Origin of the sequence: Chryseobacterium culicis (assembly GCF_002979755.1) — a bacterium.
GTDB lineage: Bacteria > Bacteroidota > Bacteroidia > Flavobacteriales > Weeksellaceae > Chryseobacterium > Chryseobacterium culicis_A.
Genome location: NZ_PCPP01000001.1, coordinates 1,336,889 through 1,359,788, shown reverse-complemented (window position 1 = coordinate 1,359,788; position 22,900 = coordinate 1,336,889). Strand labels below are relative to the sequence as shown.

The 22,900-nt window shown below is 37.5% G+C and carries 29 protein-coding genes; 21 read left to right on the top strand and 8 right to left on the bottom strand.

All coding sequences use genetic code 11. The annotated features are described in order from the left end of the window. Window positions 1-72: 72 nt before the first annotated feature. Both CQ022_RS06330 and CQ022_RS06325 read left to right on the top strand, forming a co-directional pair. Window positions 73-1,074 carry an aldo/keto reductase gene (locus tag CQ022_RS06330; RefSeq protein WP_105681829.1) on the top strand — a complete coding sequence of 334 codons (1,002 nt, stop codon included), beginning with the start codon at window positions 73-75 and terminating at the stop codon, window positions 1,072-1,074. Between the two features lie 85 nt (window positions 1,075-1,159). Continuing rightward, on the top strand, window positions 1,160-2,152 hold the full coding sequence (locus tag CQ022_RS06325; protein ID WP_105681830.1) for an MBL fold metallo-hydrolase: 993 nt from the start codon (window positions 1,160-1,162) through the stop codon (window positions 2,150-2,152). Window positions 2,153-2,498: 346 nt separating this feature from the next. Here CQ022_RS06325 and CQ022_RS06320 read toward each other — a convergent pair whose 3' ends face one another. Both CQ022_RS06320 and CQ022_RS06315 read right to left on the bottom strand, forming a co-directional pair. Further along, window positions 2,499-2,891 carry a DoxX family protein gene (locus tag CQ022_RS06320; RefSeq protein ID WP_105681831.1) on the bottom strand — a complete coding sequence of 131 codons (393 nt, stop codon included), beginning with the start codon at window positions 2,889-2,891 and terminating at the stop codon, window positions 2,499-2,501. A gap of 36 nt (window positions 2,892-2,927) precedes the next feature. Beyond that, window positions 2,928-3,704 carry a DUF1223 domain-containing protein gene (locus tag CQ022_RS06315; RefSeq protein ID WP_105681832.1) on the bottom strand — a complete coding sequence of 259 codons (777 nt, stop codon included), beginning with the start codon at window positions 3,702-3,704 and terminating at the stop codon, window positions 2,928-2,930. A gap of 46 nt (window positions 3,705-3,750) precedes the next feature. Here CQ022_RS06315 and CQ022_RS22900 point away from each other — a divergent pair, with 46 nt between their 5' ends. Next, window positions 3,751-3,915 (top strand): hypothetical protein, encoded by a 165-nt coding sequence (locus CQ022_RS22900; protein WP_165791629.1) that lies wholly within the window; start codon window positions 3,751-3,753, stop codon window positions 3,913-3,915. Window positions 3,916-4,042: 127 nt separating this feature from the next. On the opposite strand, the gene CQ022_RS06310 is transcribed toward CQ022_RS22900, so the two are convergent. The 5 genes from CQ022_RS06310 to CQ022_RS06290 all read right to left on the bottom strand — a co-directional run bounded on the left by CQ022_RS06310 (window position 4,043) and on the right by CQ022_RS06290 (window position 8,295). After that, a complete protein-coding gene (locus CQ022_RS06310; RefSeq protein ID WP_105681833.1) occupies window positions 4,043-4,807 on the bottom strand; it encodes a LytR/AlgR family response regulator transcription factor in 765 nt (254 codons plus the stop codon). After that, a complete protein-coding gene (locus CQ022_RS06305; RefSeq protein WP_105681834.1) occupies window positions 4,788-5,801 on the bottom strand; it encodes a sensor histidine kinase in 1,014 nt (337 codons plus the stop codon). The genes CQ022_RS06310 and CQ022_RS06305 overlap by 20 nt, the downstream gene beginning before the upstream one ends. Before the next feature lie 154 nt (window positions 5,802-5,955). Next, the gene (locus CQ022_RS06300) at window positions 5,956-6,399 is read right to left on the bottom strand and encodes a hypothetical protein (protein ID WP_105681835.1); all 444 of its coding nucleotides are present in this window, start codon (window positions 6,397-6,399) and stop codon (window positions 5,956-5,958) included. Next, the gene (locus CQ022_RS06295; RefSeq protein ID WP_105681836.1) at window positions 6,396-7,376 is read right to left on the bottom strand and encodes a heme-binding domain-containing protein; all 981 of its coding nucleotides are present in this window, start codon (window positions 7,374-7,376) and stop codon (window positions 6,396-6,398) included. Before CQ022_RS06295 ends, CQ022_RS06300 begins: the two co-directional genes overlap by 4 nt. A 172-nt stretch (window positions 7,377-7,548) precedes the next feature. Continuing rightward, on the bottom strand, window positions 7,549-8,295 hold the full coding sequence (locus CQ022_RS06290) for an SDR family oxidoreductase (RefSeq protein WP_165791630.1): 747 nt from the start codon (window positions 8,293-8,295) through the stop codon (window positions 7,549-7,551). Between the two features lie 100 nt (window positions 8,296-8,395). On the opposite strand from CQ022_RS06290, the gene CQ022_RS06285 reads away from it, so the two are divergent. Then, on the top strand, window positions 8,396-8,731 hold the full coding sequence (locus CQ022_RS06285; RefSeq protein WP_105681837.1) for a winged helix-turn-helix transcriptional regulator: 336 nt from the start codon (window positions 8,396-8,398) through the stop codon (window positions 8,729-8,731). Window positions 8,732-8,963: 232 nt separating this feature from the next. On the opposite strand, the gene CQ022_RS06280 is transcribed toward CQ022_RS06285, so the two are convergent. Further along, window positions 8,964-11,183, bottom strand: coding sequence for an NADP-dependent isocitrate dehydrogenase (locus CQ022_RS06280; RefSeq protein WP_105681838.1), 2,220 nt, complete (start codon window positions 11,181-11,183; stop codon window positions 8,964-8,966). A gap of 360 nt (window positions 11,184-11,543) precedes the next feature. Between CQ022_RS06280 and tpx the strand changes: the two genes are divergently transcribed. The 17 genes from tpx (at window position 11,544) to CQ022_RS06195 (ending at window position 22,846) form a co-directional block, all read left to right on the top strand. Continuing rightward, entirely contained in the window at window positions 11,544-12,044 is a 501-nt protein-coding gene (gene tpx / locus CQ022_RS06275; protein ID WP_105681839.1) for a thiol peroxidase, read from the top strand. Between the two features lie 83 nt (window positions 12,045-12,127). Continuing rightward, entirely contained in the window at window positions 12,128-12,703 is a 576-nt protein-coding gene (locus tag CQ022_RS06270; RefSeq protein ID WP_105681840.1) for a Crp/Fnr family transcriptional regulator, read from the top strand. 67 nt (window positions 12,704-12,770) lie between these two features. Next, window positions 12,771-13,460: an alpha/beta hydrolase gene (locus CQ022_RS06265; protein WP_105681841.1), complete on the top strand. Its 690-nt coding sequence runs from the start codon at window positions 12,771-12,773 to the stop codon at window positions 13,458-13,460. Window positions 13,461-13,545: 85 nt separating this feature from the next. Continuing rightward, window positions 13,546-13,893 (top strand): VOC family protein, encoded by a 348-nt coding sequence (locus CQ022_RS06260; RefSeq protein WP_105681842.1) that lies wholly within the window; start codon window positions 13,546-13,548, stop codon window positions 13,891-13,893. Window positions 13,894-13,905: 12 nt separating this feature from the next. Beyond that, window positions 13,906-14,310 carry a glyoxalase superfamily protein gene (locus CQ022_RS06255; protein ID WP_105681843.1) on the top strand — a complete coding sequence of 135 codons (405 nt, stop codon included), beginning with the start codon at window positions 13,906-13,908 and terminating at the stop codon, window positions 14,308-14,310. A 36-nt stretch (window positions 14,311-14,346) separates the two neighbouring features. Beyond that, on the top strand, window positions 14,347-15,180 hold the full coding sequence (locus tag CQ022_RS06250) for a helix-turn-helix domain-containing protein (RefSeq protein WP_105681844.1): 834 nt from the start codon (window positions 14,347-14,349) through the stop codon (window positions 15,178-15,180). Between the two features lie 49 nt (window positions 15,181-15,229). Beyond that, on the top strand, window positions 15,230-16,360 hold the full coding sequence (locus CQ022_RS06245; protein ID WP_105681845.1) for an FAD-dependent oxidoreductase: 1,131 nt from the start codon (window positions 15,230-15,232) through the stop codon (window positions 16,358-16,360). An 83-nt stretch (window positions 16,361-16,443) separates the two neighbouring features. After that, a complete protein-coding gene (locus tag CQ022_RS06240) occupies window positions 16,444-17,655 on the top strand; it encodes a DUF763 domain-containing protein (protein ID WP_105681846.1) in 1,212 nt (403 codons plus the stop codon). Between the two features lie 261 nt (window positions 17,656-17,916). Beyond that, on the top strand, window positions 17,917-18,507 hold the full coding sequence (locus CQ022_RS06235) for a Crp/Fnr family transcriptional regulator (protein ID WP_105681847.1): 591 nt from the start codon (window positions 17,917-17,919) through the stop codon (window positions 18,505-18,507). A 77-nt stretch (window positions 18,508-18,584) separates the two neighbouring features. After that, complete coding sequence (locus CQ022_RS06230; protein ID WP_105681848.1) at window positions 18,585-18,992, top strand: VOC family protein; 408 nt, start codon at window positions 18,585-18,587, stop codon at window positions 18,990-18,992. Window positions 18,993-19,111: 119 nt separating this feature from the next. Further along, window positions 19,112-19,522, top strand: a complete 411-nt coding sequence (locus CQ022_RS06225) for a VOC family protein (RefSeq protein ID WP_105681849.1) — start codon at window positions 19,112-19,114, stop codon at window positions 19,520-19,522. Window positions 19,523-19,551: 29 nt separating this feature from the next. Further along, window positions 19,552-20,013 carry a hypothetical protein gene (locus tag CQ022_RS06220; RefSeq protein ID WP_105681850.1) on the top strand — a complete coding sequence of 154 codons (462 nt, stop codon included), beginning with the start codon at window positions 19,552-19,554 and terminating at the stop codon, window positions 20,011-20,013. Between the two features lie 225 nt (window positions 20,014-20,238). Beyond that, window positions 20,239-20,739, top strand: a complete 501-nt coding sequence (locus CQ022_RS06215; RefSeq protein ID WP_228421571.1) for a DinB family protein — start codon at window positions 20,239-20,241, stop codon at window positions 20,737-20,739. Between the two features lie 2 nt (window positions 20,740-20,741). Further along, the gene (locus CQ022_RS06210) at window positions 20,742-21,518 is read left to right on the top strand and encodes an alpha/beta fold hydrolase (RefSeq protein ID WP_105681852.1); all 777 of its coding nucleotides are present in this window, start codon (window positions 20,742-20,744) and stop codon (window positions 21,516-21,518) included. 129 nt (window positions 21,519-21,647) lie between these two features. Continuing rightward, the gene (locus CQ022_RS06205; protein ID WP_105681853.1) at window positions 21,648-22,079 is read left to right on the top strand and encodes a VOC family protein; all 432 of its coding nucleotides are present in this window, start codon (window positions 21,648-21,650) and stop codon (window positions 22,077-22,079) included. 78 nt (window positions 22,080-22,157) lie between these two features. Continuing rightward, window positions 22,158-22,571, top strand: a complete 414-nt coding sequence (locus CQ022_RS06200; protein WP_105681854.1) for an SRPBCC family protein — start codon at window positions 22,158-22,160, stop codon at window positions 22,569-22,571. Window positions 22,572-22,606: 35 nt separating this feature from the next. Next, window positions 22,607-22,846 (top strand): hypothetical protein, encoded by a 240-nt coding sequence (locus CQ022_RS06195; protein ID WP_228421573.1) that lies wholly within the window; start codon window positions 22,607-22,609, stop codon window positions 22,844-22,846. The last annotated feature ends 54 nt before the right edge of the window (window positions 22,847-22,900 follow it).

The following is a 22,900-nucleotide window of genomic DNA, read 5'->3' as shown; positions in this document are numbered from 1 at the left end:
AGTTTGAATTCTATATCGTGGTTGGTCCTTACTTGTTCTAATTTTGTCTTGTAAAATTAAATCATACCTATCATGAAATTTAAAAAATTAGGAAACACAGAAGAACAGTTATCAGCCATCGGACTAGGATGCATGGGAATGAGTTTTGCTTATGGTCCTACCGATGAGCAGGAAAGTATCAATACCCTGCACAGAGCATTAGATTTAGGCGTTAATTTCTGGGATACAGCAGATATGTATGCCAATGGGGAAAATGAAAAACTGATCTCTAAAGTTCTGGTTCCGAACCGAGATAAGATTTTTATTGCGACCAAGTTCGGGTTCAGGTTTAAAGATGGAAAAGCCAGCCACAGCGGAGCTCCCGGAACTTATTTTGATGGTTCTCCGGAATGGATCAGACAGGCAGTAGATTTAAGCCTTCAAAGATTAAAGATCGATACCATTGACCTTTACTATGCCCACAGAGTAGACCCGAATGTTCCGGTGGAAGAAACAGTAGGAGCAATGGCTGAGCTGGTGAAAGCAGGAAAAGTGAAATATATCGGATTATCTGAAGCTTCGGCAGAGTCTATCAGAAAAGCTAACAAAATTCACCCGATCGCAGCCTTACAGTCAGAATATTCTATTTTGACCAAAGATGTTGAAAAAGAGATTTTACCAACCATCAGAGAGTTGGGAATTTCTTTAGTTCCTTACTCACCGTTGGCGAGAGGACTTTTCACCAATATCTATGATGTACAGAACCTTGGTGATGACGATTTTAGAAAATCATTACCACGTTATCAGCAGGAATATCTTGAAAATAATACCAAACTGGCTAACGAGATTAATGAGCTTGCCGCTTCCAAAGGCGTGAAAGGAACTCAGCTCGCATTAGCCTGGGTATTGAACCAGGGAGATGATATTATCCCAATTCCAGGCACTAAGCGAATTAAATATCTGGAAGAAAATATTGCCGCTGTCAATATAGAGCTTTCCCAATCAGATCTGGATACCATTGATGCTATTCTGAAAAAATACCCGAATGTAGGGGAAAGATATACCGAAGGTTCAATGAAATTGGTCAATAACTAAAAGACTATGATATAAAAACTGAGTTCCCAATCATGAAAGGAACTCAGTTTTTTGTTTTGATAGTTAAAATGAACAAACCTAACCTATGAACAGAAGAGAATTATTAAAGAACGGATTATTAGCGGGAACATTAAGCATGATCCCTTTTTCCGGTTTAATGGCACAGTCTAAAACAACTGTTGAAAAAACTGAAGATGATCTTTCCGGTTTTAAGAAATTAAAGTTTGGAGAACTTGAATTATTTGTACTTACCGATGGGTATATCCGTGAAGAAAATGTGAACACCTTTGCTCCGAGAGCCAATATTTCGGAACTGAAATCAATTCTTACAGATCATTTCAGACCGGATCATTATATTGATCTGGCGATGAATATCCTATTGATTAAAACAAAAGATAAGCTTATTATGATGGATGCCGGAATGGGGAATTTTGCTGATGAAAGAACCGGATTTTTACTAAAAAGCCTTCAAAAAGCAGGGTTCTCTCCAAAAGATATCACCGATATTTTTATTTCTCACGCACATCCTGATCATATTGGGGGCGTTATCGATAAAAAACAGAATCTGGTTTTTCCGAATGCCAATATTTTCATTTCAAAAATTGAACATGATTTCTGGATGAAAGCTTCCCTTAAAGATTTTAATAACAGTGCTTTGAAAAATCACCCTGAAGTTCTCAATCATATTATTCCTGCTCTTCAAAACATATTAAAGACCATTCAGCCGAAACTGAAGTTCTATGATTTTGATAATCCGCTGTATAAGTATTTCAGTTTTCAGCTGGCTCCCGGTCATACCCCGGGTTTAACCATTACCACAATATCTTCGGGGAATGAAAAGCTATTGTATATTGCTGACCTTATCCATTCTGATATCATTCTTTTTCCTCATCCTGATTGGGGATTTTCCGGAGATACTGATCTGGAAATTGCAACCGCTTCAAGAAGAAAAAATCTTCAGCAGTTGGCAGAAACTAAGACCAGAGCATTTGCCAGTCATTTACCATGGCCTGGACTAGGATTTACAAAAACAAAATCCGGCGCATTTGAATGGTTTCCGGAAAGTTTTATGAATTAGGTAATAGGTAATAGGTAATAGGTAATAGGTTGCAGGGATTAGGGATTAGGGATTAGGGGGATAAATAGAAACGAGTGATCTCAATCAATAGTAATGAGGTGCTTAGGATTCCCCTTCTCCGGAGGGGTGGCAAAAATTCAAAAAATTTTTGACGGGGTGGTTAACGAAACGGAATGGTTAATCATGCGTATAATCCAATCAATAGAAGCGGACTTTAGTCCGCTTTTTTAATAGATATTTATTCATTCGGCTTTAGCCAAAACTTATTGATCACTACTTTTACACAACAAATCCTCCCGGACAACGAGAGGATCTGTTTTAACATAAGAAAAATTAGAGTTTATCATTAAGCCTCTCCGAATATCAATTCCGGAGAATAGAGTTTTCTGAACATCAGATAAGTCATTGTGAGCATAGAAAAAGCGACTATAGCATCTATTGTAGACGGAAAACCAAGCACCACTATTTTTGAAAAGAAAGCAAAGAGAATATCAAAGAACATTCCTGCAAATACCCATTCTTTCAGTCTTAATAATCTGTTGGGAAGGAGAAGGACAAGAACACCTGCAATTTTAAAAACACCCAATATATAAATAAAATGAGGAGGATAGCCAAGCTGTTGGGTAATGTCCCATACAACCGGGTTTTTTGTAAGTTCAAAGAAACCACTGGCTCCAAACCAAAGTGACATAAAAATGGCTCCTGCCCAATAGATGATTTTTGTTGTTTTTGTTTTCATTGTTGTCGTAATTTTAATTGTTGATGATGTAAAAAATTATTGAAAAGTTGTTTTTGCTGATCCTGAAATTTTTCCGGTTTTAACATTCTGAATAAAGGCTATGACTTCCCAGTTCTGTGGTGAAAAACCTTCCGGAAGTTTGAATGCTGTTGTTCCTCCCTGTTGCTTATTCAGTGAGATCTGGTTTTGCTGGTGTACGATTTGCCAGTGATGCAGATGACGTCCTTCATTTTCACCTTTTCCTACCTGAGTGGAAGAATGTTTTTCAACCAGATTAACCAGAAGCATACCCTGAGGATCAAGGGATGACGTTTTATACTGCACATCAATTGTATTCTGTGAAACATTTGCAGATAATTCTACATTTGTTTTTTTAGCGGCAAACAAAGCTTCCTGAATAGCATTTTTGATATTGCCCTCATCAGAACCTACAAATTCCTTTTGTCCGTTGACTACCAGCTGTGGCGTATACACCTGTGAATGTAAGATACGGCTGTATTGCTGCTGTCTCTGGGAGTTTTCGGCGGTACTGAATCTATCCTTCCATCCAAGGCGGTTCCAGTAATCCACATGGTAGGAGAGAAGGTAAACAGGTTCATCCTTATATTCTTTTTCAATTTTTCCCATAAGTTCATCAGCCGGAGGACAGCTTGAACACCCTTCCGAAGTAAAGAGTTCCAAAACAGCAAAACCATTGTTTTCGGAAGCTTGCTGTAATGTTGTCTTTTGATCTTTATTTTGATAAATAAATGCTGACGTAGCAAATAATAATGCGGTGAAAGCGCTTACTGTGATTAAGTTTTTTAGTATCATGTCTTTTAATTTGATTCAAAAGTAGATACTCTGGAAAGGCAGAAAAATGAAAAAAAGGGTTAACCGGACAAATCAGAGGGTTAACCCGGAAATTGTAGGCGGAAAAGTTTTAAGGCTGGAAGCTGGAAGAGGGAGGCTGGAAGTTTTTGGAGTGCAAAGAGGAATTGATGTTTATATTTTTGATAGTAAAAATATGAGCAATGAAGCTTAAAAAATTAAAGCAAAAGAAAACCCTGATCATCTCAATCAGGGGTATAATGTATTTCAAAAGAGATCTATATCTTAGAATGACTGCAAGTACTTCCTTCTTCCAGCCTCCTACTTCCAGCTTCCTTACATCATCTATCCTCCAGCCACGTAAAGAAACTATGGGTTTTTTCTTTATTAATAAGAAGCTTTTCAGGGGTTTCAATGGTGAGTTTTACCAATATTTTTCGCTGAAAATAATGTTCCATCTCCTTAATTGCTTTAAAATTAACAATATACTGTCTGTTGACTCTGAAAAATTGTTTGTCAGAGATCTGTTCTGCAACCTGTCCCAAAGGCTGGGTGAGGGGAAACTGTTCTTTTGCAAATGTAACAAGATGAGTGATCTCATTATGGATATAAAAATACGCAATATCTTCAGTAAGAACTGTAGTGTATTTTTGATTTTTAAAAACCAGAAAACTACTCTTACCAGTAGGAGCAGGCTGGTTGATTTTTTGTATCAGCAATTCCAGATCGGGGAGATCATTCTTCTGAAAGAATTTTTTCAGTTCATCAACTTTTCTCAAAGCTTCAGCAATATCTTCCCTGGAAAATGGTTTTAAAACATAATCCACTCCCTTGCTTTTAAAGGCATCCAGCATGTACTGGTCAAAAGCGGTACAAAAAACTACAGGACAGGTGATGTCCACCGATTTGAAAATTTCAAATGAAAGTCCGTCCGAAAGATGGATATCCATAAAAATAAGATCGGGTTTGATCTCCTTTAAGCCTTCAATACTTGCTTCAATACTGTCGTAAACACCCAATATCTTTGAGTCCGGTTTTAACTCTGAAATTAAATTCTGAAGGGATTTTGCGGCCCTGAATTCGTCTTCAATAATGATTATATTCATGGATTAATGGTAGTTTTATCTGAAATGTTTTTTCGTCTGAATGAATAGTAATATCCTTTTCCAGCAAGTGTTTGTAACGCATTTTAATATTGTCAAGTCCAACCCCCAAAGAATCTTCAGTATTTACTTTTCGCTGTATCGGATTTTCAATCACAATATTACCGTGAGCAGTATAGATTTTAATATGTAAAGGTTTACTTTGTGAAACAATATTATGCTTGATACAATTTTCCACCAGAAGCTGAAGCGTAAAAGGAGGAATAAGAGTAGAGCAGGTTTCTTTTCCAAGCTCATTGGTAAACATAATGCCGTCACCAAAACGTGCTTTCTGAAGAAAAAGATAAGCATTTACTATTTTCATTTCTTCCTGAACACTGATCAGGTCTAATTTTCGGCTTTCGAGGGTAAATCTGTAAAAATCGGAAAGCTTCACAATAAAGTCCACTGTTTCTTCATCACGGGTTTCTGCCATCAGTTTTAACGTATTCAGGCTGTTGAAGAGAAAATGAGGATTGATTTGCTGTTTTAACAGTTCATACTGAGCTCCAAGATTGTCACTTTTTACCTTTTCCAGTTCCAGCTGTACCTGTTGTCCTGTATAATTGTTCTGAAGAAGATTCAGGAACATATAGCAGACCAGATTGATTAAAATTCCTCTTACTTCAATCATCAGCATCACCGGGCCAAAATTAATGTGGGAAAGAATCAGCTGCTGAATCCAGGCCAGGCCAAACATAATCACCATTCCAAAACCCAGGATCACCATCAACCTTGAATAGGAAATATGCTGTCTTCGTTTTTTTGTGCGGTTCAGCATGTAAATATTGATGTACCACATGATGACAGAAAATGCAGCCGTAATTCCGGAGTTGACAACGGCTTCTTTCCAGTTGAACTGATGGGATGCAAGCTGAGGTACAGAAGATAAAATGCCCAGAAAAATAGAGCTTATCCAGATAATGGCCTGTGAGATTTTTATTTTTTGCTGTTGCATGAAATCTGCTGATTTGAAAGGGTTAAATTAATGTTTTTTCTTGAAAATATTATGATAAATAGTGAAACGTAAACTTTTATGCATTTACAGAGTACGATCATTATTAAAAGGCAAAATTCAGGATTTACAAAAAGTTACCCTATGGTTACTTTTATTAAGGTCTGCTGACTGGTCGGTAGCTCATAAAATACTGTATTCTTCCTTCTTTATCAGGAGAAGTACTTTTTGCCGGATCGTTTTTAATTTCATAAGAAATATTTCCAAGATGATCAGCCTGAACAGTTTCAATACTTAATAATTCTCCGGTGATTGTTCCGCCAATATATTGAGGATTTTCATGATATTTCCAGGTAACCAGTTTCATAACGGTACCCGCTTCCGGTTTTTGAGTTTCCTTTGATAAAGATTCCAGTGCTTTTTCATTTCCGTATAAAGCAGACATCGTTTCTTTCTTAGGATTTAAAGAACTGGAAATGAATTTGAGTTGGCCCGGGTCAAAAACAACCCTTGAAAGTCCATTATTTGTATCACTATTTTCTTTGCTGCAGGCGGTAAGTGAAATAAGGCTTACCAGTAAGATCAGGATTGTATTTTTCATTTTTTCTGTAAATTTTGGATTAATCTTTGGGTATTTACTTTCATGGGAACATCAAAAAGATAACCTGTTTTTTCTGCTAATTGTCTATGGCAGGCAATACAGGATTCTTTGGCGAAAGAAGCTGTTTTTCCGGTTGGATGGAGGTCGTTTCCTGAGAATTTTGCAAACCCCCAACCCTCAGTATCTTTATACTGTCTGGAATCTTTTACCATAAACTGTGCATTGACAAATTTTCCGGGTCTGATTTCTCCATCAGGCATTTCCTGTTGCGTCCATACAGATTTTACGACGATACTTCCGTCTGGCCATGGGTGAAAGTTTTCTGTTTCCACAGCTTTTACAGCAATATCATTTCCATAAATGACACGGATAGAATGGTCAAAGAGCGTACTCATACTTATCACTTTCCAGTTTTTAAAATCAGGAGTGTATTGAACTCCATTGGGAGAGACCGGAAATTTTGTTGATGCCGGCATGGGTACGATGGATGAGGTTTGAGGGGTTTCAGTACTTTTTTGAGCCGATGGACTTACTGAGGATAATGAAAGGGTATATTTTTTAATGGTTTCAATATCTTTTTGAGTGATTTTAGCCGAAGGATGAAGAAGAGTATATTCATGAAGAGGCATTTTTCCGCTTTGCATCATATTGAGAATGGCGTACATTTTTCCCTGATTTTCAGCAGGAGATTTTCCCCATTCTGAAAAGTTCAGGACTTCTCTGGCTCTTTTAATATCTTTATTGACGGCCCAGGAAACAGGAGCAATTTTATCATACCAACTTAAATTTTGCTGGTTGGAATGACAGCTAAAGCATGAGTTTTCAAGAATACTGATCACTTCCCTTGGTGCTTCAATTTTTCCTGTAACCGGTTTCCCTTCCAAAGGTTTGCTGAATAGCTGCAATCCTCCGAAGATTCCTAATATAGCCAGAAATACTATGGCAATGGGATTTCTTTTTTTCTTTACGGTATCCATAATGAGTATTGTTTTTATTTTCTGGTTCAAAAGTAGGTGGACAGCACCTCCTGTGAAACGGAAAACAGGCTGATCCGGACAAATCAAAAGGCGAATCCTGAATTTTTGACTCCGAAAATACACAAGAAAAATCCCGGTAACACAATGACCGGGATTTGATTAAATCTGTTATTTACAAAGTAATACCGCCGTCTATCACAATTTCGGTTCCGGTGACATAACTTGAGATCTGATCATCTGACAAATAGGTAACCAGTTTGGCAATTTCTTCAGCTGCTCCCATTTTTTTCAATGGAATCTGATCAATGAGATGATTTTGAATATTTTTTAACGTTTCCTCATCCAGTCCAGCCTTGCTCATGATCTCAGTTTTTATAGGGCCGGGGCTTATCATATTCACTCTGATTTTTCTCGGTGCTAATTCTGCTGCTGCCGTTTTTGCAATGGAATTCAATGCGGCTTTGCTTGCCTGATACGCTGAACTGTTGGGTTTATAGGTAGAAGCCACAATAGATGATAAGAATATGACAGAAGCACCGTCGTTCAATAAAGGAATGAATTTGCTTAACGTAAAATAAGCACCTCTGAAATTAATATTCATTACCTGATCAAAATTTTCGACATCCATGTTTTCAATAGGAGTCAGACTTCCGGTAATGCCTGCATTGATGAACAGAATATCTATTTTACCAAACTTTTTTTCTACTTCTCTTTTCAGCAGATCAATATCATCAAGGTTAGCCTGATCTGCAATGAATGGAATGGCTCCAAGTTCCTGAGCCGCTTTTTCTACAGCTTCTTTCCGTCTTCCGGTGATGAGGACCGTTGCTCCTTCTGAAATAAGTTCTTTTGCCGCAGCGAATCCGATTCCACTGTTTCCTCCTGTTACAAGAGCTACTTTATTACTGAATTTTTTCATTGTAAAATTTTTGACAAAGTTATCTCAAAATGGTATACTTTTGTAATCAGTATCACATAGTATACCAATATCATTGGTGATATCACTTAACTTTGCAGCTATGGAAAGAGATCAAAACGAAGAACTTAGAGCACTGCAGGACACCCTTTATTTTATTGGAGGGAAATGGCGAATTCCTGTAATCAACTCACTTTGTAACGGAAACAGACGTTTCAGGGAAATTGAACGCAGTATTCCCGGAATTACCACCAGAATGCTTTCAAAAGAACTGAAAGATATGGAACTGAATAAGCTGGTAAAACGCACCGTTTATCCGGAAACACCTGTTCTGATAGAATATGAACCCACAGAATATTGCCGCACCTTCGGAAATATCATTCAGGAAATGATCAACTGGGGGAGAGCGCATAGGAGAGTGATTGTGGAGGATAGGTAGCGGATGTTAGGTAGCGGGTTGTAGGGATTAGGGATTAGGGATTAGGGATTAGGGATTAGGGATTAGGGACGCGCTGGACTTTGATGAGTAAGTATGTGTTCAGTATTCCCCTCCTTCGGAGGGGTGGCAAAAATTCAAAGAATTTTTGACGGGGTGGTTTTAACATGGAGATGATATCCATAAAAAAAGCCCCTTTAAAAAAGGAGCTTTTAATTGTATATCAGAACGAAAATTAGATTCCGTCAATGATTTCATTTAAAACTGTACTAGGTCTCATGGCTGCATACGTTTTATACGTATCAGTTTTGTAGTATCCTTCAATGTTCTGAGGTTTACCCTGAGCACCGATTAATTCAGCATTGATTACTTCTTCATTTTCCTGCATTGCCTGTGCAACCGGAGCAAACTGAGCTGCTAATTCAGCATCAGCTGTCTGGTTAGCCAGTGCTTCAGCCCAATACATTGCCAAATAGAAGTGAGAACCTCTGTTGTCAATCTGACCTACTTTTCTTGCAGGAGATTTATCTGTTGCCAAGAACTTAGCATTTGCTTCATCCAATGCATCAGCTAAAACCTGAGATTTTGTATTTCCCTGAGTCTGTGCCAAGTGCTCTAAAGAAGCCTGAAGAGCTAAGAATTCACCTAGAGAATCCCATCTTAAGTATCCTTCTTCCAGGAATTGCTCAACGTGTTTTGGAGCAGAACCTCCGGCACCAGTTTCAAATAAACCACCACCATTCATTAATGGAACGATAGAAAGCATTTTTGCAGAAGTACCAAGCTCAAGAATTGGGAAAAGATCTGTTAAGTAATCTCTCAATACGTTTCCTGAAACAGAGATTGTGTCTTTACCTTCTCTTGCTCTCTTCAATGTTTCAGTCATAGCATCTTTTACATCAAGGATTCTGATGTCAAGACCTGCTGTATCATGATCAGCAAGATATTTTTCTACCTTTTTGATGATCTCTCTGTCGTGAGCTCTTCCTTTATCTAACCAGAAGATAGCAGGCGTATCAGATAATCTTGATCTGTTTACCGCTAGTTTTACCCAGTCCTGGATAGGCGCATCTTTAGTCTGGCACATTCTGAAGATATCGTCTTTTTCTACTTTCTGAGAAAGAAGAACGTTTCCAGCTTCATCCTGAACTTCTACAGTTCCGTCAGCCGTTAATTGGAAAGTTTTATCGTGAGAACCATATTCTTCAGCTTTCTGAGCCATTAAACCTACGTTTGGAACAGATCCCATTGTTGTAGGGTCTAATTTTCCGTACGCTTTCATATCGTCAATTACAGACTGGTAGAAACCTGCGTAAGAACGGTCTGGAATGATACAAACGGTATCTTCCTCATTTCCTTCTTTGTTCCACATTTTACCTCCGCCTCTTACAAGAGCAGCCATAGATGCGTCAACGATAATATCAGAAGGTACGTGGAAGTTAGTAATTCCTTTGTCAGAATTTACCATTGCCACTCTAGGTCCTTCAGCTAAAGCTTTTTCAATATCAGCTTTGATGTCAGCTTCCTGAGCATTTCCTTTGATTTTGTCAAAAAGGTCAGCAAGACCATTGTTTGGATTGATATCTAAAGATTTGAAAGTCTCAGCATATTTAGTAAATACTTCTTTGAAGAAAGTCTCAACGATAGCCCCGAAAATAATTGGGTCGGAGATTTTCATCATTGTCGCTTTAAGGTGAGCAGAAAGAAGTACATTTCTTTTCTTAGCCTCCTCAATTGCCTCCTGAACAAATACTCTTAATGCATTTAAGTTCATTACTGAAGAATCAATTACTTCACCAGCCTGAAGACCTGCGAAATCTTTTAATACAGATTCAGAACCATCATTTCCTTTGAATACGATTCTGTATTTTGTAGCATTTTCTAATGTTGTAGAAGTTTCTGTACCGTAGAAATCACCATTGTTCATGTGAGCTACGTCAGTTTTGCTGTCAGATGCCCAGTCGCCCATTCTGTGAGGGTTTGCCTTTGCATAGTTTTTAACAGCTTTTGGAGCACGTCTGTCAGAGTTTCCTTCTCTTAACACAGGGTTTACAGCACTTCCTAATACTTTAGCATATTTAGCTTTGATGGCTTTTTCTTCATCATTTTTAGGCTCTGCAGGATAATTTGGAACTGCGAAACCTTTCCCCTGTAGTTCAGCAATTGCTGCATCCAGTTGAGGTACAGAAGCCGAAATGTTAGGTAACTTAATGATATTAGCATCAGGTTGTGTTGCCAATTCTCCTAGTTCTGCCAACGCATCACCAATTTTCTGTTCGTCTTTTAAAAACTCAGGGAAGTTTGCTAAAATTCTTCCTGCCAAAGAAATATCCGGAACTGCGATTTCGATATCTGCTGATTTTGTGAAAGCTTTTACGATAGGTAAAAACGAGTGAGTAGCCAGCATTGGAGCTTCATCAGTAAGTGTGTAATAGATTTTTGATTTTTCTGACATTATACTGTTATTTTTTATTTGAAATTTTAAGTCCCACAAATTTAGTAAATATCATTGTTTTATTTGGGATATTTCCATAAAAAAAAGAGGCTTTTCTGTCTTTAATTTTATATCTGTCTAATTGTATTGCTTCCGGATGTGTTGTCATTAATTCTAAAAATAATGGTAGACTTTAAACGATTGAACTTTTGCCGTCTAAAGCTTAGTTTTTTTAAGAGTATCAACATATAAGTAATTCTATTTGAAAACTGAGGATCAGACGAATGAGTTTTATTTTCACTTTAAGATTAATTTAACCATAATAAAACGGAGAAAATTTTCTTTTTTGACTAAATTTGAAAAACTAAAAAAATAAATATTATGTCAACGACAATCACTTTAAAAGGAAACGAAGTACACACAATAGGAGCATTACCATCTGTAGGAACTACTGTAAAAGACTTTGCACTGGTAGATTCAGGATTAGCGGTAAAAACGCTTGAAACTTTTGCAGGAAAGAAAAAAGTATTCAATATTTTCCCAAGTATTGATACCCCTACTTGCGCTGCTTCTTCCAGAAAATTTAATGAAGAAGCTTCAAAACTTGATAATACAGTGGTGATCAATGTTTCTAAAGACCTTCCTTTTGCATTAGGAAGATTCTGTGCTGCTGAAGGTTTGAATAATATGGAAACACTTTCAGATTTCAGAAGCAACTTTGGTGATGATTATGAAGTGACTATTACAGATTCTCCTATGAAAGGATTATTGAGCCGTGCTGTGATTGTAACAGATGAAAACAATAAAGTAGTATATACGGAGCAGGTTCCGGAAATTGCTAATGAGCCTAATTACGATGCCGCTCTTGCCGCATTGAAATAATAAAATAATTTTTTGTAGAAAAGCCTTGTGAATAATTTTGCAAGGCTTTTTTTGAATATAAAACCTAATCAAATAAACACCAAATGACGTCTAACAATTATAAGAAATATGGAGAACTTTTTCAGGTAGATTCAGATCACTTTGAAGAATTCTACGCTTTACTTCATGATACAAAACTTTTAAAATCTGATTTTTTTCTAAAACAAGGGGAAAAATGCAAGTATCTGGGCTTTATTAAAAGAGGAACCATCAGAAGTTTCTATATCAATGATCAGGGACGCGAAATCAATTTCGGATTCTATTTTGAGAATGAATTTTTTACGGATTATGAAAGTATTCTCTGCGATACTGTATCTAATATGAATATTCAGGCGCTGGAAAACTGTGAAATTTTACTGCTGAGTAAAGATAGTTTGCAGGATTTATATAAAAAAGAAGCGTACTGGCAGCAATTCGGGAGAATGATGAGTGAAAAGATCTATCTGGATGCCAAGAAACGGATTGATGATCTGTTGTGTTTTTCCCCCGAAAACAGATACCTTAATCTGGTCAAAAAACAGCCTGCACTCTTTCAGAAAATAGCCCAGAAACATATTGCCAGTTATCTTGGTGTAACAGAGCAGTCGCTCAGCCGTATAAGAAGCCGGATTGTTAATTAACTTAAGTTAACGTCCACTCATGTTTTAAGCTGTAGCTTTATCATCATCAAATTCTAACACAATCATTATGGAACAAAAAGATTTGACCATTATTTTGGTACACGGAGCATGGGGAGACGGTTCACACTGGCAATACGTTATCCCTTCATTGACAAAAGCTGGGTATAAAGTAAGAAGTGTTCAGAACCCATTAACTTCGCTTCAGGACGATATTAATAAGACCAAAGACCTTATTGATGCCCAGGAAGGGAAAGTGCTTTTAGTAGGACATTCTTATGGGGGTGCTGTTATTTCAGGAGCTGGACATCATGATAAAGTAGTAGGGCTTGTTTATATTGCTGCTTTTGCACCTGATGCGGGAGATAGTCTTGGGTCTCTTTTAGGGAGAAGGGAGTCACCGGGCGGAGCAAGTATTTATCCTGATAACAAAGGCTTTTTATGGATTAAATATGACGAATTTAAATCTGCTTTCTGCCAGGATTTAGATGATGAAAAGGCATTGGTAATGTCATTATCACAAAAACCTATTCACGGACAATGTTTTGGGGATGTAGCGGGTGAACCTGCATGGAAAACACGCCCAAGTTGGTATCAGATTTCATTGCAGGACCGTATGATCCCTGCAGAAACAGAAAAAGAAATGGCAGAACGTCTTGAGCCTAAGAAAATAATCTCTCTGGATGCAGGACATGCTTCATTGGCTTCGCATCCCGAAGAAGTTACTCAGCTGATTTTAGACGCAGCTTCTTCAATTTAACAGAATATATACTACAATAATTTATAAAGCCTTGTGAAATTTTATGTAATTTCACAAGGCTTTTTTTAATGAAAAATCAGTCAGAATGGTAAAAAGAATCGTAGCCAATATCAAAACAAATGATCTTTCCAGAGCCAATCAGTTTTATCAGGATATTCTGGAACTGGACGTTTTGATGGATCATGGATGGATCAAAACATTGGGTAATAACGAAGAGGCAAAAGTTCAGATCAGCTTTGCCGAACAGGGAGGAAACGATACAGAAGTTCCTGATTTCTCCATTGAAGTGGATAACGTAGATGAAATCTATGGTAAAATGAAAGATGCTGGTTTTGAAATCGCTTATGAATTGACCAATGAGGAATGGGGCGTTCGCCGTTTTTTTGTTAAAGATCCATTTGAAAAACTGATTAATATACTGTCACACCAATAAAAATATTTCCCAATGAAAGCAGAAAAGATTATTCCTGTACTAAGAATTTTCGATTATCAGAAAACAAAAGAATTTTATGTAGACTGGCTGGGATTTGAGATTGTATGGGAACATTATTTCGAAGAAAATACACCCGTTTATATGGAAGTGAAAAAAGAGAATATCATTTTCCATTTAAGTGAACATCATGGGGATGGAACACCTGGAACAAAGGTGTCGATCTGGGGTGAAGGCGTTCCGGAATATCATAAGGAGCTGATTGAAAAAAAATATAAATACAACCGCCCGGGACTCGAAAAAACGTTTTATGGCGCTGTATCCTTTACGGTAATTGATCCTTTTGGGAATACAATCACTTTCGAAGAAGAATATGATGAGGCAAAACATAAAGACCTGCCATTGTATTCACATGATTGATTTTGTTCAAACAACATAACTGATTTTTAGTAAATTATGTTTTCAAATATACATCAGGAATTTGAAGTCCCGGAAGAACTTCAGGATACCATAAAATGCTTTTGGTATAACAGAAGGGATTATGGAGAAGCACTGTCGGAATTTACAGTACTGCCGGATGGTTATGCTGAAATTATTTTTCACTTTGGCAGCGGATGCAGTATTTCTCATCAGGGAATTTTGCAGGCTTTACCATCTCCGTTTATCATGGGATTACTCAATCAGCCTGCTCTTTTTTATGCTCAAAATCAACTGGAAATCATCGGAATCAGGTGTTTTCCATGGGCTATTTTTGATATATTGGGACTTTCATCAGAAAAAACAGAAAACGCAATTCATAGGTTTGAACATCCCGTTGCAAAGCTTCAATCTGCCTTGAATGACCTTATTACTCAGGGGAAAATAGAGGATGCTATCTTTCAGGTAGAACAATATTTTCTGAAATTACACTCACAGATTACCATAGACAGTCTGCTTTTCAAAGCTGGTGCGGCTATGAGAAAAAATTACGGAGTTATTCCAGTAAACCAGGTTGCTGATTCTGCTCATACAACAGTTCGGACATTAGAAAGAAGATTCAAACAGTCTTCAGGACACACTGTAAAAGATGTTTCCGGAATTATGCGTTTTGAACAGATCAGAAACCGCTTATGGCATGCTCCTGAAACTTCTATTGCGGCACTTGCACAGGAATTTGGATATACTGATCAATCTCACTTAAGCAGAGAATTTAAACGATACAGCGGTTCTACACCTGCAGCTTTTGCAAGAGAAGCAAGAAAAAGAAAACAAGCGATGAGCAATGATTTTGTCGCATTTGTACAAGCATGATACAATTGCATTCCTGAATTTTGTGGCATAATAAATACATCACAAAATTATGGTACTGAATCATAAAAAAGTAGCCATCATCGGCGCAGGCCCTGTGGGTTTAACCATGGCGGTCTTATTACAGCAAAAAGGCGTTGAAGTCAATGTTTATGAAAGAGATATGAATGCACAGACCAGAGTCTGGGGCGGTACATTGGATCTTCATCAGGACTCAGGGCAGAAAGCGATGGAAAAAGCTGGACTGCTTAATCAATATTATGCCACAGCATTGCCTATGGGAATCAACATTGCTGATGAACAGGGCAACATACTCTTTACAAAGGAAATTACACCAGAAAACCAATATGACAACCCGGAAATCAACAGAAATCATTTAAGAGAAATGTTACTGGGCAGCCTGGCAGATCATACCGTAATCTGGGATATGAATTTTACCGGAATGGAAGAAAATGACGGAAAATGGCTGCTTCATTTTAAAGATAAACCTGATGTGACTGCGGATCTTGTTATTGGTGCCAATGGTGGAATGTCCAGAGTAAGAAAATACGTGACAGATGCTGAAGTGGAAGAAACCGGAACATTTATTATTCAGGGAGATATTCCTCAACCCGAGAAGACATGCCCTGAATTTTTTAAATGGTGTGACGGAAAAAGACCAATGGCCGCGTTTGAAGGAAATTTATTGGTGGCTAATCCATTTAATAACGGAGCTTTGACGTATGGAGTCATATTCAAAAAGCCTGAGGAATGGAAAGATGGCTGTGATTTGGATTTTAAAAATACAGAACAGGTCCGTCAGTTTCTTTCTGAAAGATTGTCTTCATGGGATGAGCTGTATCAACAGTTATTCCTTTCAACTTCCTTTTTTGTAGGACTGCCGACAAGGAAAATTCCATTAGACAAACTCTGGAAAAATCATCGTCCTTTACCTGTAACATTGATTGGGGATGCTGCTCATCTTATGCCTCCTTTTGCAGGACAGGGAGTGAACAGCGGACTGATGGATGCTTTAATTTTATCGGAGAATTTAACTGAAGGAACCTATCAAACGATATCCGAAGCCGTTGAAGCTTACGAACAAAAAATGTTTATCTATGCCGGAGAAGCACAGCTGGAGTCAGGTAAAAATGAATTGGAGATGCGTGATATCAACTTCTCTTTTACAAGCCTTATCCACTAGTTGCTGATTCAACGGCACAATTAATGATCCGGATCATTAAATAGTAAGATGAATATAACTTACCTTTACATTTTAATAATAGAATGAAACGTTCAGGCACAGCAGATTTACCTCTTCACTATGGCAAAGTACCGCCATGGCTGTATGAGCGTATGTCTGTTCTGGGACTTTCTATTATTGAAGTAATTCTGATGGATTACGGTAAAGATGAGGTATTGCGCAGATTGGCAGATCCGTTTTGGTTTCAAAGCTTTGGAGCGGTAATGGGGATGGACTGGCATTCTTCAGGAATTACCACTTCCGTTATGGGCGCATTGAAACGTTCCATTAATCCGAATTCACAATCGTTGGGACTTTATATCTGTGGCGGAAAAGGGAAATTTTCCCGTGAAACTCCGTCAGAACTGATAAGAATTGCCGATAAAACAGGGCTCAACGGAACAGAGCTGGTAAGAGCCAGCAAGCTTTCCGCAAAAGTGGATAATACGGCTATTCAGGATGGCTATCAACTATATCTGCATAATTTCATCCTGTCAGATAACGGAAACTGGAGTGTCATTCAGCAGGGAATGCATGAATCAGACGGAACAGCAAGACGATATCACTGGCATTCTGAAAACATCACATCATTTGTAGAAAAACCTCACACAGGAATTAATGGTATTTCAAGAGGAAAAATTCTGAATCTTACCGATACCGAAGCTTCAGAAAACAGAAAAGGAATTTTAGATATTTCCCATACCGATTCAGCAGAAGTGATGAAAGATTTCGCCAGACTGATTCTTCCTGCCCACCATGATGTTCGGGCTTCAGATGTAGATTTAAAACGTCTGGGAGCACTTCTGTATGTAACCCGGGAACAGCAGCCTCAGAATTTTGAAGATTTGCTGATGCTGGAAGGATTAGGCCCCAGAACCATGCAGTCCTTGGCTTTGGTAAGTGAAGTGATTCATGGAGCACCTTCAAGATTTGCAGATCCTGCAAGGTTTTCCTTTGCTCATGGAGGTAAAGACGGACATCCTTTCCCTGTTCCCATCAATACCTATGATGAAAGTATCAGCATTCTCAGAAAAGGAATAGAAAAGTCCAAACTGGGAAATTCTGATAAATTAAGCTCTTTAAATAAACTTCATCAGATCATAACCGAAGCAGAAAAAGACTTCACTCCGGATTTTGATATTCAGCAGGTCATTGAAGAAGAAAGACAAAACTCATGGCGTCTTGGTGGGAAAACTGTATTTGGAGATGCTCAGAAACCCAGTCCTCCAAAACCTATACAGCTTTCTCTGTTTTAAAAATTCTTTCCCTTTAAAAGTCTAAGATCACAATCATCAACAAATAGTCATTCCCATCCTTTGGAGGGATGGTGAAAATTCAAAGAATTTTTGACGGGGTGGTTTTAAATAACTGTTTAAAAAAAGAATAAGTTTAAAATACCTTTTATTTCAATATGGTATCTGATGGTCTGTGAAAGTATTCAATTCACTGTTTAATGTTTTTTTTGCTCTTAATTCAATTAAAAATTTTATTTTTAAAGTCTTAAAAAATTGACACCAATGACCAGTAAAGCCTTAGAAATCTGCTATGACTTTCCATTTTTTTTCAAGGAAGAGCTTGAAGAGATATTTCAGGCTCACGAAAAAAGATCCTTCCAAAAAGGTGATTTCATTCTTGAAGAAGGTAAAACAGCCAATGAATACTATATTCTGGAAAGTGGGCTGGCACGTTCGTATGTGAATGATTTTAATGGGAATGAAGTAACCACCCATTTTTTTACGGAGAATGAAGTGATTATTGAGGTTTTATCAATGTTTCAGAGAATACCTTCCCAGGAAAATATCGTTTGTATTACAGATTGCGAATGCTTGAGGCTGGATTATGATACTTTTCAGGAGCTATTCCATAAAATCCCGAATCTCAGAGAATGGGGAAGATCATGGATGTCTCAGGAGCTTTTTGCCTATAAACAAAGGTCGGTAGAAATGTTTACCCTTTCTGCCACCAAAAGATATCTTAATCTGCTGGAGCAGAAACCTAAAGTCATACAATTTGCACCCTTGAAACAGATTGCTTCCTATCTGGGAGTTACGGACACTTCTTTGAGTCGTATTCGTAAAGAAATCGTTTCCCATCCTAAGAAAATTTAAATCTTGCCTTATGACAAGTTGATTTTCATTGCACCTTGGTAATTTTGGATAACAGTTTAATACTAAAATTACAAAAAATGAAAGTCAATCAAATTTATGTAAACCTTCCGGTAAAAGATGTGCAGAAAACAAAAGATTTCTGGACCAGGGTAGGTTTCCCGATTAATGAACAGTTTTCTGATGATAAAGCAGCCTGCGTTGTTTTGAATGATACCATCTATGCGATGTTTTTGCAGGAAGATTATTTTATGACCTTCACCAATAAGCCTGTGGCTAAAGAGAATACCAGTCAGGTTCTTGTTGCGGTAGGACTAAACAGCCGTGAAGAAGTAGACAAAATAGTGAACACTGCGGTAGAAAATGGGGCGTGGCAGCATGAAGAACCTCAGGATTACGGATGGATGTATCAGAATTCTTTCTGGGATCTTGACGGACATGGCTGGAATATTACTTTTGCAGATCTATCGCAAATGCCAACAGAATAGTTTTCATTTCAGATAACAAGACTTTTCTGAAATTTAACAAATAAATCTTGTCTTATGGCAAGCTCATTCTTATCACATCTTGGTAATTTTGAGTACAATTCACCACTAAAATTTACAAAATGAACATTACCGATATTTACGTCAATTTACCCGTAAAAGACGTTCAAAAAACTAGAGAATTCTGGACAAAGCTTGGCTTTTCTATCAATGAACAGTTTTCAGATGATAAAGCAATATGTGTTGCAATGAAAGAAAATCATATCTATACGATGTTTCTTAAAGAAGAGTTTTTCCAAACCTTTACCAACAGGCCTTTTGCTAAAGGAGATACAACACAGGTGCTTTTGGCTATTGGAGTCAGCAGCCGTGATGAGGTAGATGATATGGTAAAAACAGCTATCGAAAACGGAGGTTCAAAATATAGTGAACCAGTAGATTACGGATGGATGTATCAGAGCAGTTTTGCAGATATCAACGGCCATCAGTGGGAAGTGATGCATGGAGATGCCTCTCAAATTCCTACAGAATAATTCTTTATTTTTCTTTAAATACCAATCACATGGAAACACAATCAAACGATATAGAAATCATAAAAAATCAGGTAGCCAGCAACTATTATGTGATTACTATGAATATTGACGGCATCTCCCACGAAGAGTCTATGATTTTTCCGAATGGTGAAGCCAATTGTATGAACTGGGTTCTGGGACATTTGATCTACATCAGAAATCCCTTACTGAATATTTTAGGAGAAGAATCTGTCTGGGACAGTGAAAAATTCTCCTTCTATAACAGAGGTGAAATTGCCTTAAATCGAAAAGATGAACTGGTAAGCTTTGAAGATTTACAATCCTATTTGAAACAGTCTCAGGACAAACTGGAAGCAAAACTCAATACTATTGAAAGTTTTCAGCCAGAAACAGTTAAAGATATATCCACTTTAAGCCTTCATGAAATTTACCACAGCGGGCAGCTGGGCTATCTCCGCAGAATTTTAGGAAAACCTGGGGCGATAAAATAGCATGCTATTTTTAGATTCCTTGCTTGGCTCGGAATGACAAGTATATCGCTGACATATTAGTATTGCATTTTTAGAATAGTACAATTTTATCGAAGATAAAATCCTCGCGCCTTAAAAACGCATGGTTGGTAAACCCTTAGCGTCTTAGCGTTTCTCCAAAATTCTAACCTCTAATTTCTAACTTCTAATATCAAAATTACAATGAACACCCCAAAATCAAAAAAAATGGAAGTCATTATTCCGGCTTACAGAATGCATTCCCAAAGCTTTATGAATGTTTTGGACGGCATTTCGGAAGAAGATGCGTTGAAAAGAATTGAAAATAAAACCAATCACATTGTATGGATGGCTGGAAACTTTGTCAACATGCGCTACGGCTTAGGCTGGGTGCTTGGACTCCAGGAAGAAGATCCTTACAGCGAATTGTTTTTTCAGGGAAAAGCTTTGGATGAAAGTTTTAAGTATCCAACTTTAACTGAACTGAAGGAAAATTTCCATGCCATTTCCGCTAAAGTATACCAAAGACTTCATGAAGTAACGGATGAAGAACTGGATGAAATATTTGAAATAGGAATGAATATCCCCTTCATCAAAGAAACAAAACTCAATTTTGCCGGAATGTGTATCGGCCGTGAAGACTATTTATGCGGGCAGATCGGTCTGATGCGTAGAATTTTGAACTATCCGGGAATGAAGTATGATGTAGATGAAAAACTTACCTATTAACAATGAATCCAGTAGAAAAAGGCTATAAAAAAGTCAATGGAATCCAACTGTATTACGAAATCTACGGATCAGGAAAACCTTTGGTTTTGATTCATGGCGGAGGCTCGTCTATTCTGTACGATTTTAAAGAGGTGATTGTAAGATTGCAGGATAAATTCCAGCTTATAGGAATTGATCTGCAAAACCACGGACGCAGTGAGCACCGCGATATTCCCGAAACCTTTGAACAGGATGCTGACGATGTTGCCGGACTTTTAGCAGAACTCAATATCGGAAAAGCTTCGTTTTGGGGATTCAGTAATGGTGGAAGTACCGTAATGCAGATCGCCCATCGGCACCCCAGACTTGTTGAAAAAATAGTTGTTGCTTCAGCATTTTATAAAAAAAACGGGATGATAGACGGCTTTTTTGAAGGAATGCAGGATGCCACTTTCGAATCAATGCCTGAACCTTTCAAAATCAATTTTTTAAATCTCAATCCGGATTTTTCAAAACTGGAAAACCTTTTTGAGAAAGACTGCAAAAGGATGCAGACTTTTGAAGACTGGGATGATGAAGTACTGACTTCCATACAATCTCCCACATTGTTCATCAGTGGGGACCAGGATGTCATGAAACCGGAGCATACCGCAGCAATGTGGCGTCTGGTGAAAGATTCCCGGCTTATAATACTTCCCGCTACTCATGGTATTTATATGATGCCAGACTTTGACGGAAGTATTGATACAAACTTAATAGACTTTACCGTCAACGAAGTAGAAAAATTTTTAAATCATTAAGACTTTAAGAACGGCAAGCTGGCTTCCGGTAATGGAAACCGTCTTTACGATTCATATTAACTTAATTAATTCTTAATGAACCAGCAGTAGAACCTATATTTTATAATAATAACTTTAAAATTAAAAATCATGGCTAAATTAAATCCGTATCTAAATTTTGATGGAACAGCTGAAGAAGCGTTCAATTTTTACAAAACTGTTTTCGGGGGTGAATTCGTTGGAGGAATTCATAAAATGGGAAATGCTCCCGGTACTGAAAACCTTTCTGAAGAAGAAAAAAACAGGGTAATGCATATCGCTTTGCCTATCGGAGGTGACCTGTTAATGGCATCGGATATTGTACCCGGATTCGGACAGACTCTTACTGTAGGAAACAATAATTATGTATCTGTTTTCCCGGACTCCAGAAATGAAGCAGACAGAATCTTTAAAGAACTTTCTGACGGCGGAAACGTAGAAATGCCGATTGAAGACCAGTTTTGGGGAGATTATTTCGGTTGCTTTCAGGATAAGTATGGTGTTCATTGGATGGTGAACTATAATGAAGAATATGCAAAATAATCTTATATTTAACTAATAATAATAAAGAGGTGCTCATTTTTGGGCAGCTCTTTATTCAAACATAAAAAAATTAGAACTATGGATCCAATTAAAATAGACATTACAATTTTAGCACCGGTGGAAAAGGTTTGGAATTATTTCAATGAACCCAAACACATCACAAAATGGAATTTCGCCCACGAAAGCTGGCAGTGTCCTAGTTCTGAAAACAACCTTACAGTAGGAGGCAAATTCAAAAACAGAATGGAAGCTAAAGACAAAAGTTTCGGATTTGATTTTGAAGGTGTATATGATGAAATTATCCCTCATGAGGTTATCAAATACCACATGGAAGACGGAAGGAAAGTAGAAGTCATTTTCGATAAAATAGATGAAAATACAACGAAAGTGATTGAAATTTTCGATCCGGAAAAACAAAATTCTGTGGAAATGCAGCGAGATGGCTGGTATGCTATTTTGAACAATTTCCATAAGTATGTTGAGAATCATTAACAATATTTTTTGTAGCCATGATCAATTTAGTTATCATGTCCAAGAGTTTAAATTCCATTTATGCTTTTAATTATGACCCTACAGAAGATTTTCTTCATGGGGTTATTGCAATACCTGCAAGAAGAGCCTTAGAAAAAGAAAAAATAAATTCTTTGGAAAAACTTTCAGATTATTCCGAGAAAGAAATTATGCAGCTTCATGGTTTTGGTAAAAATGCAATGATGAAACTGAAGAATTACATGCAGGAAAATCAGGTCTCTTTTAAGGAAGTATAATAAGTAAGTAACCGAAAACTTGTTGGAATGTCTTGCAATAAACGGAATAACTTC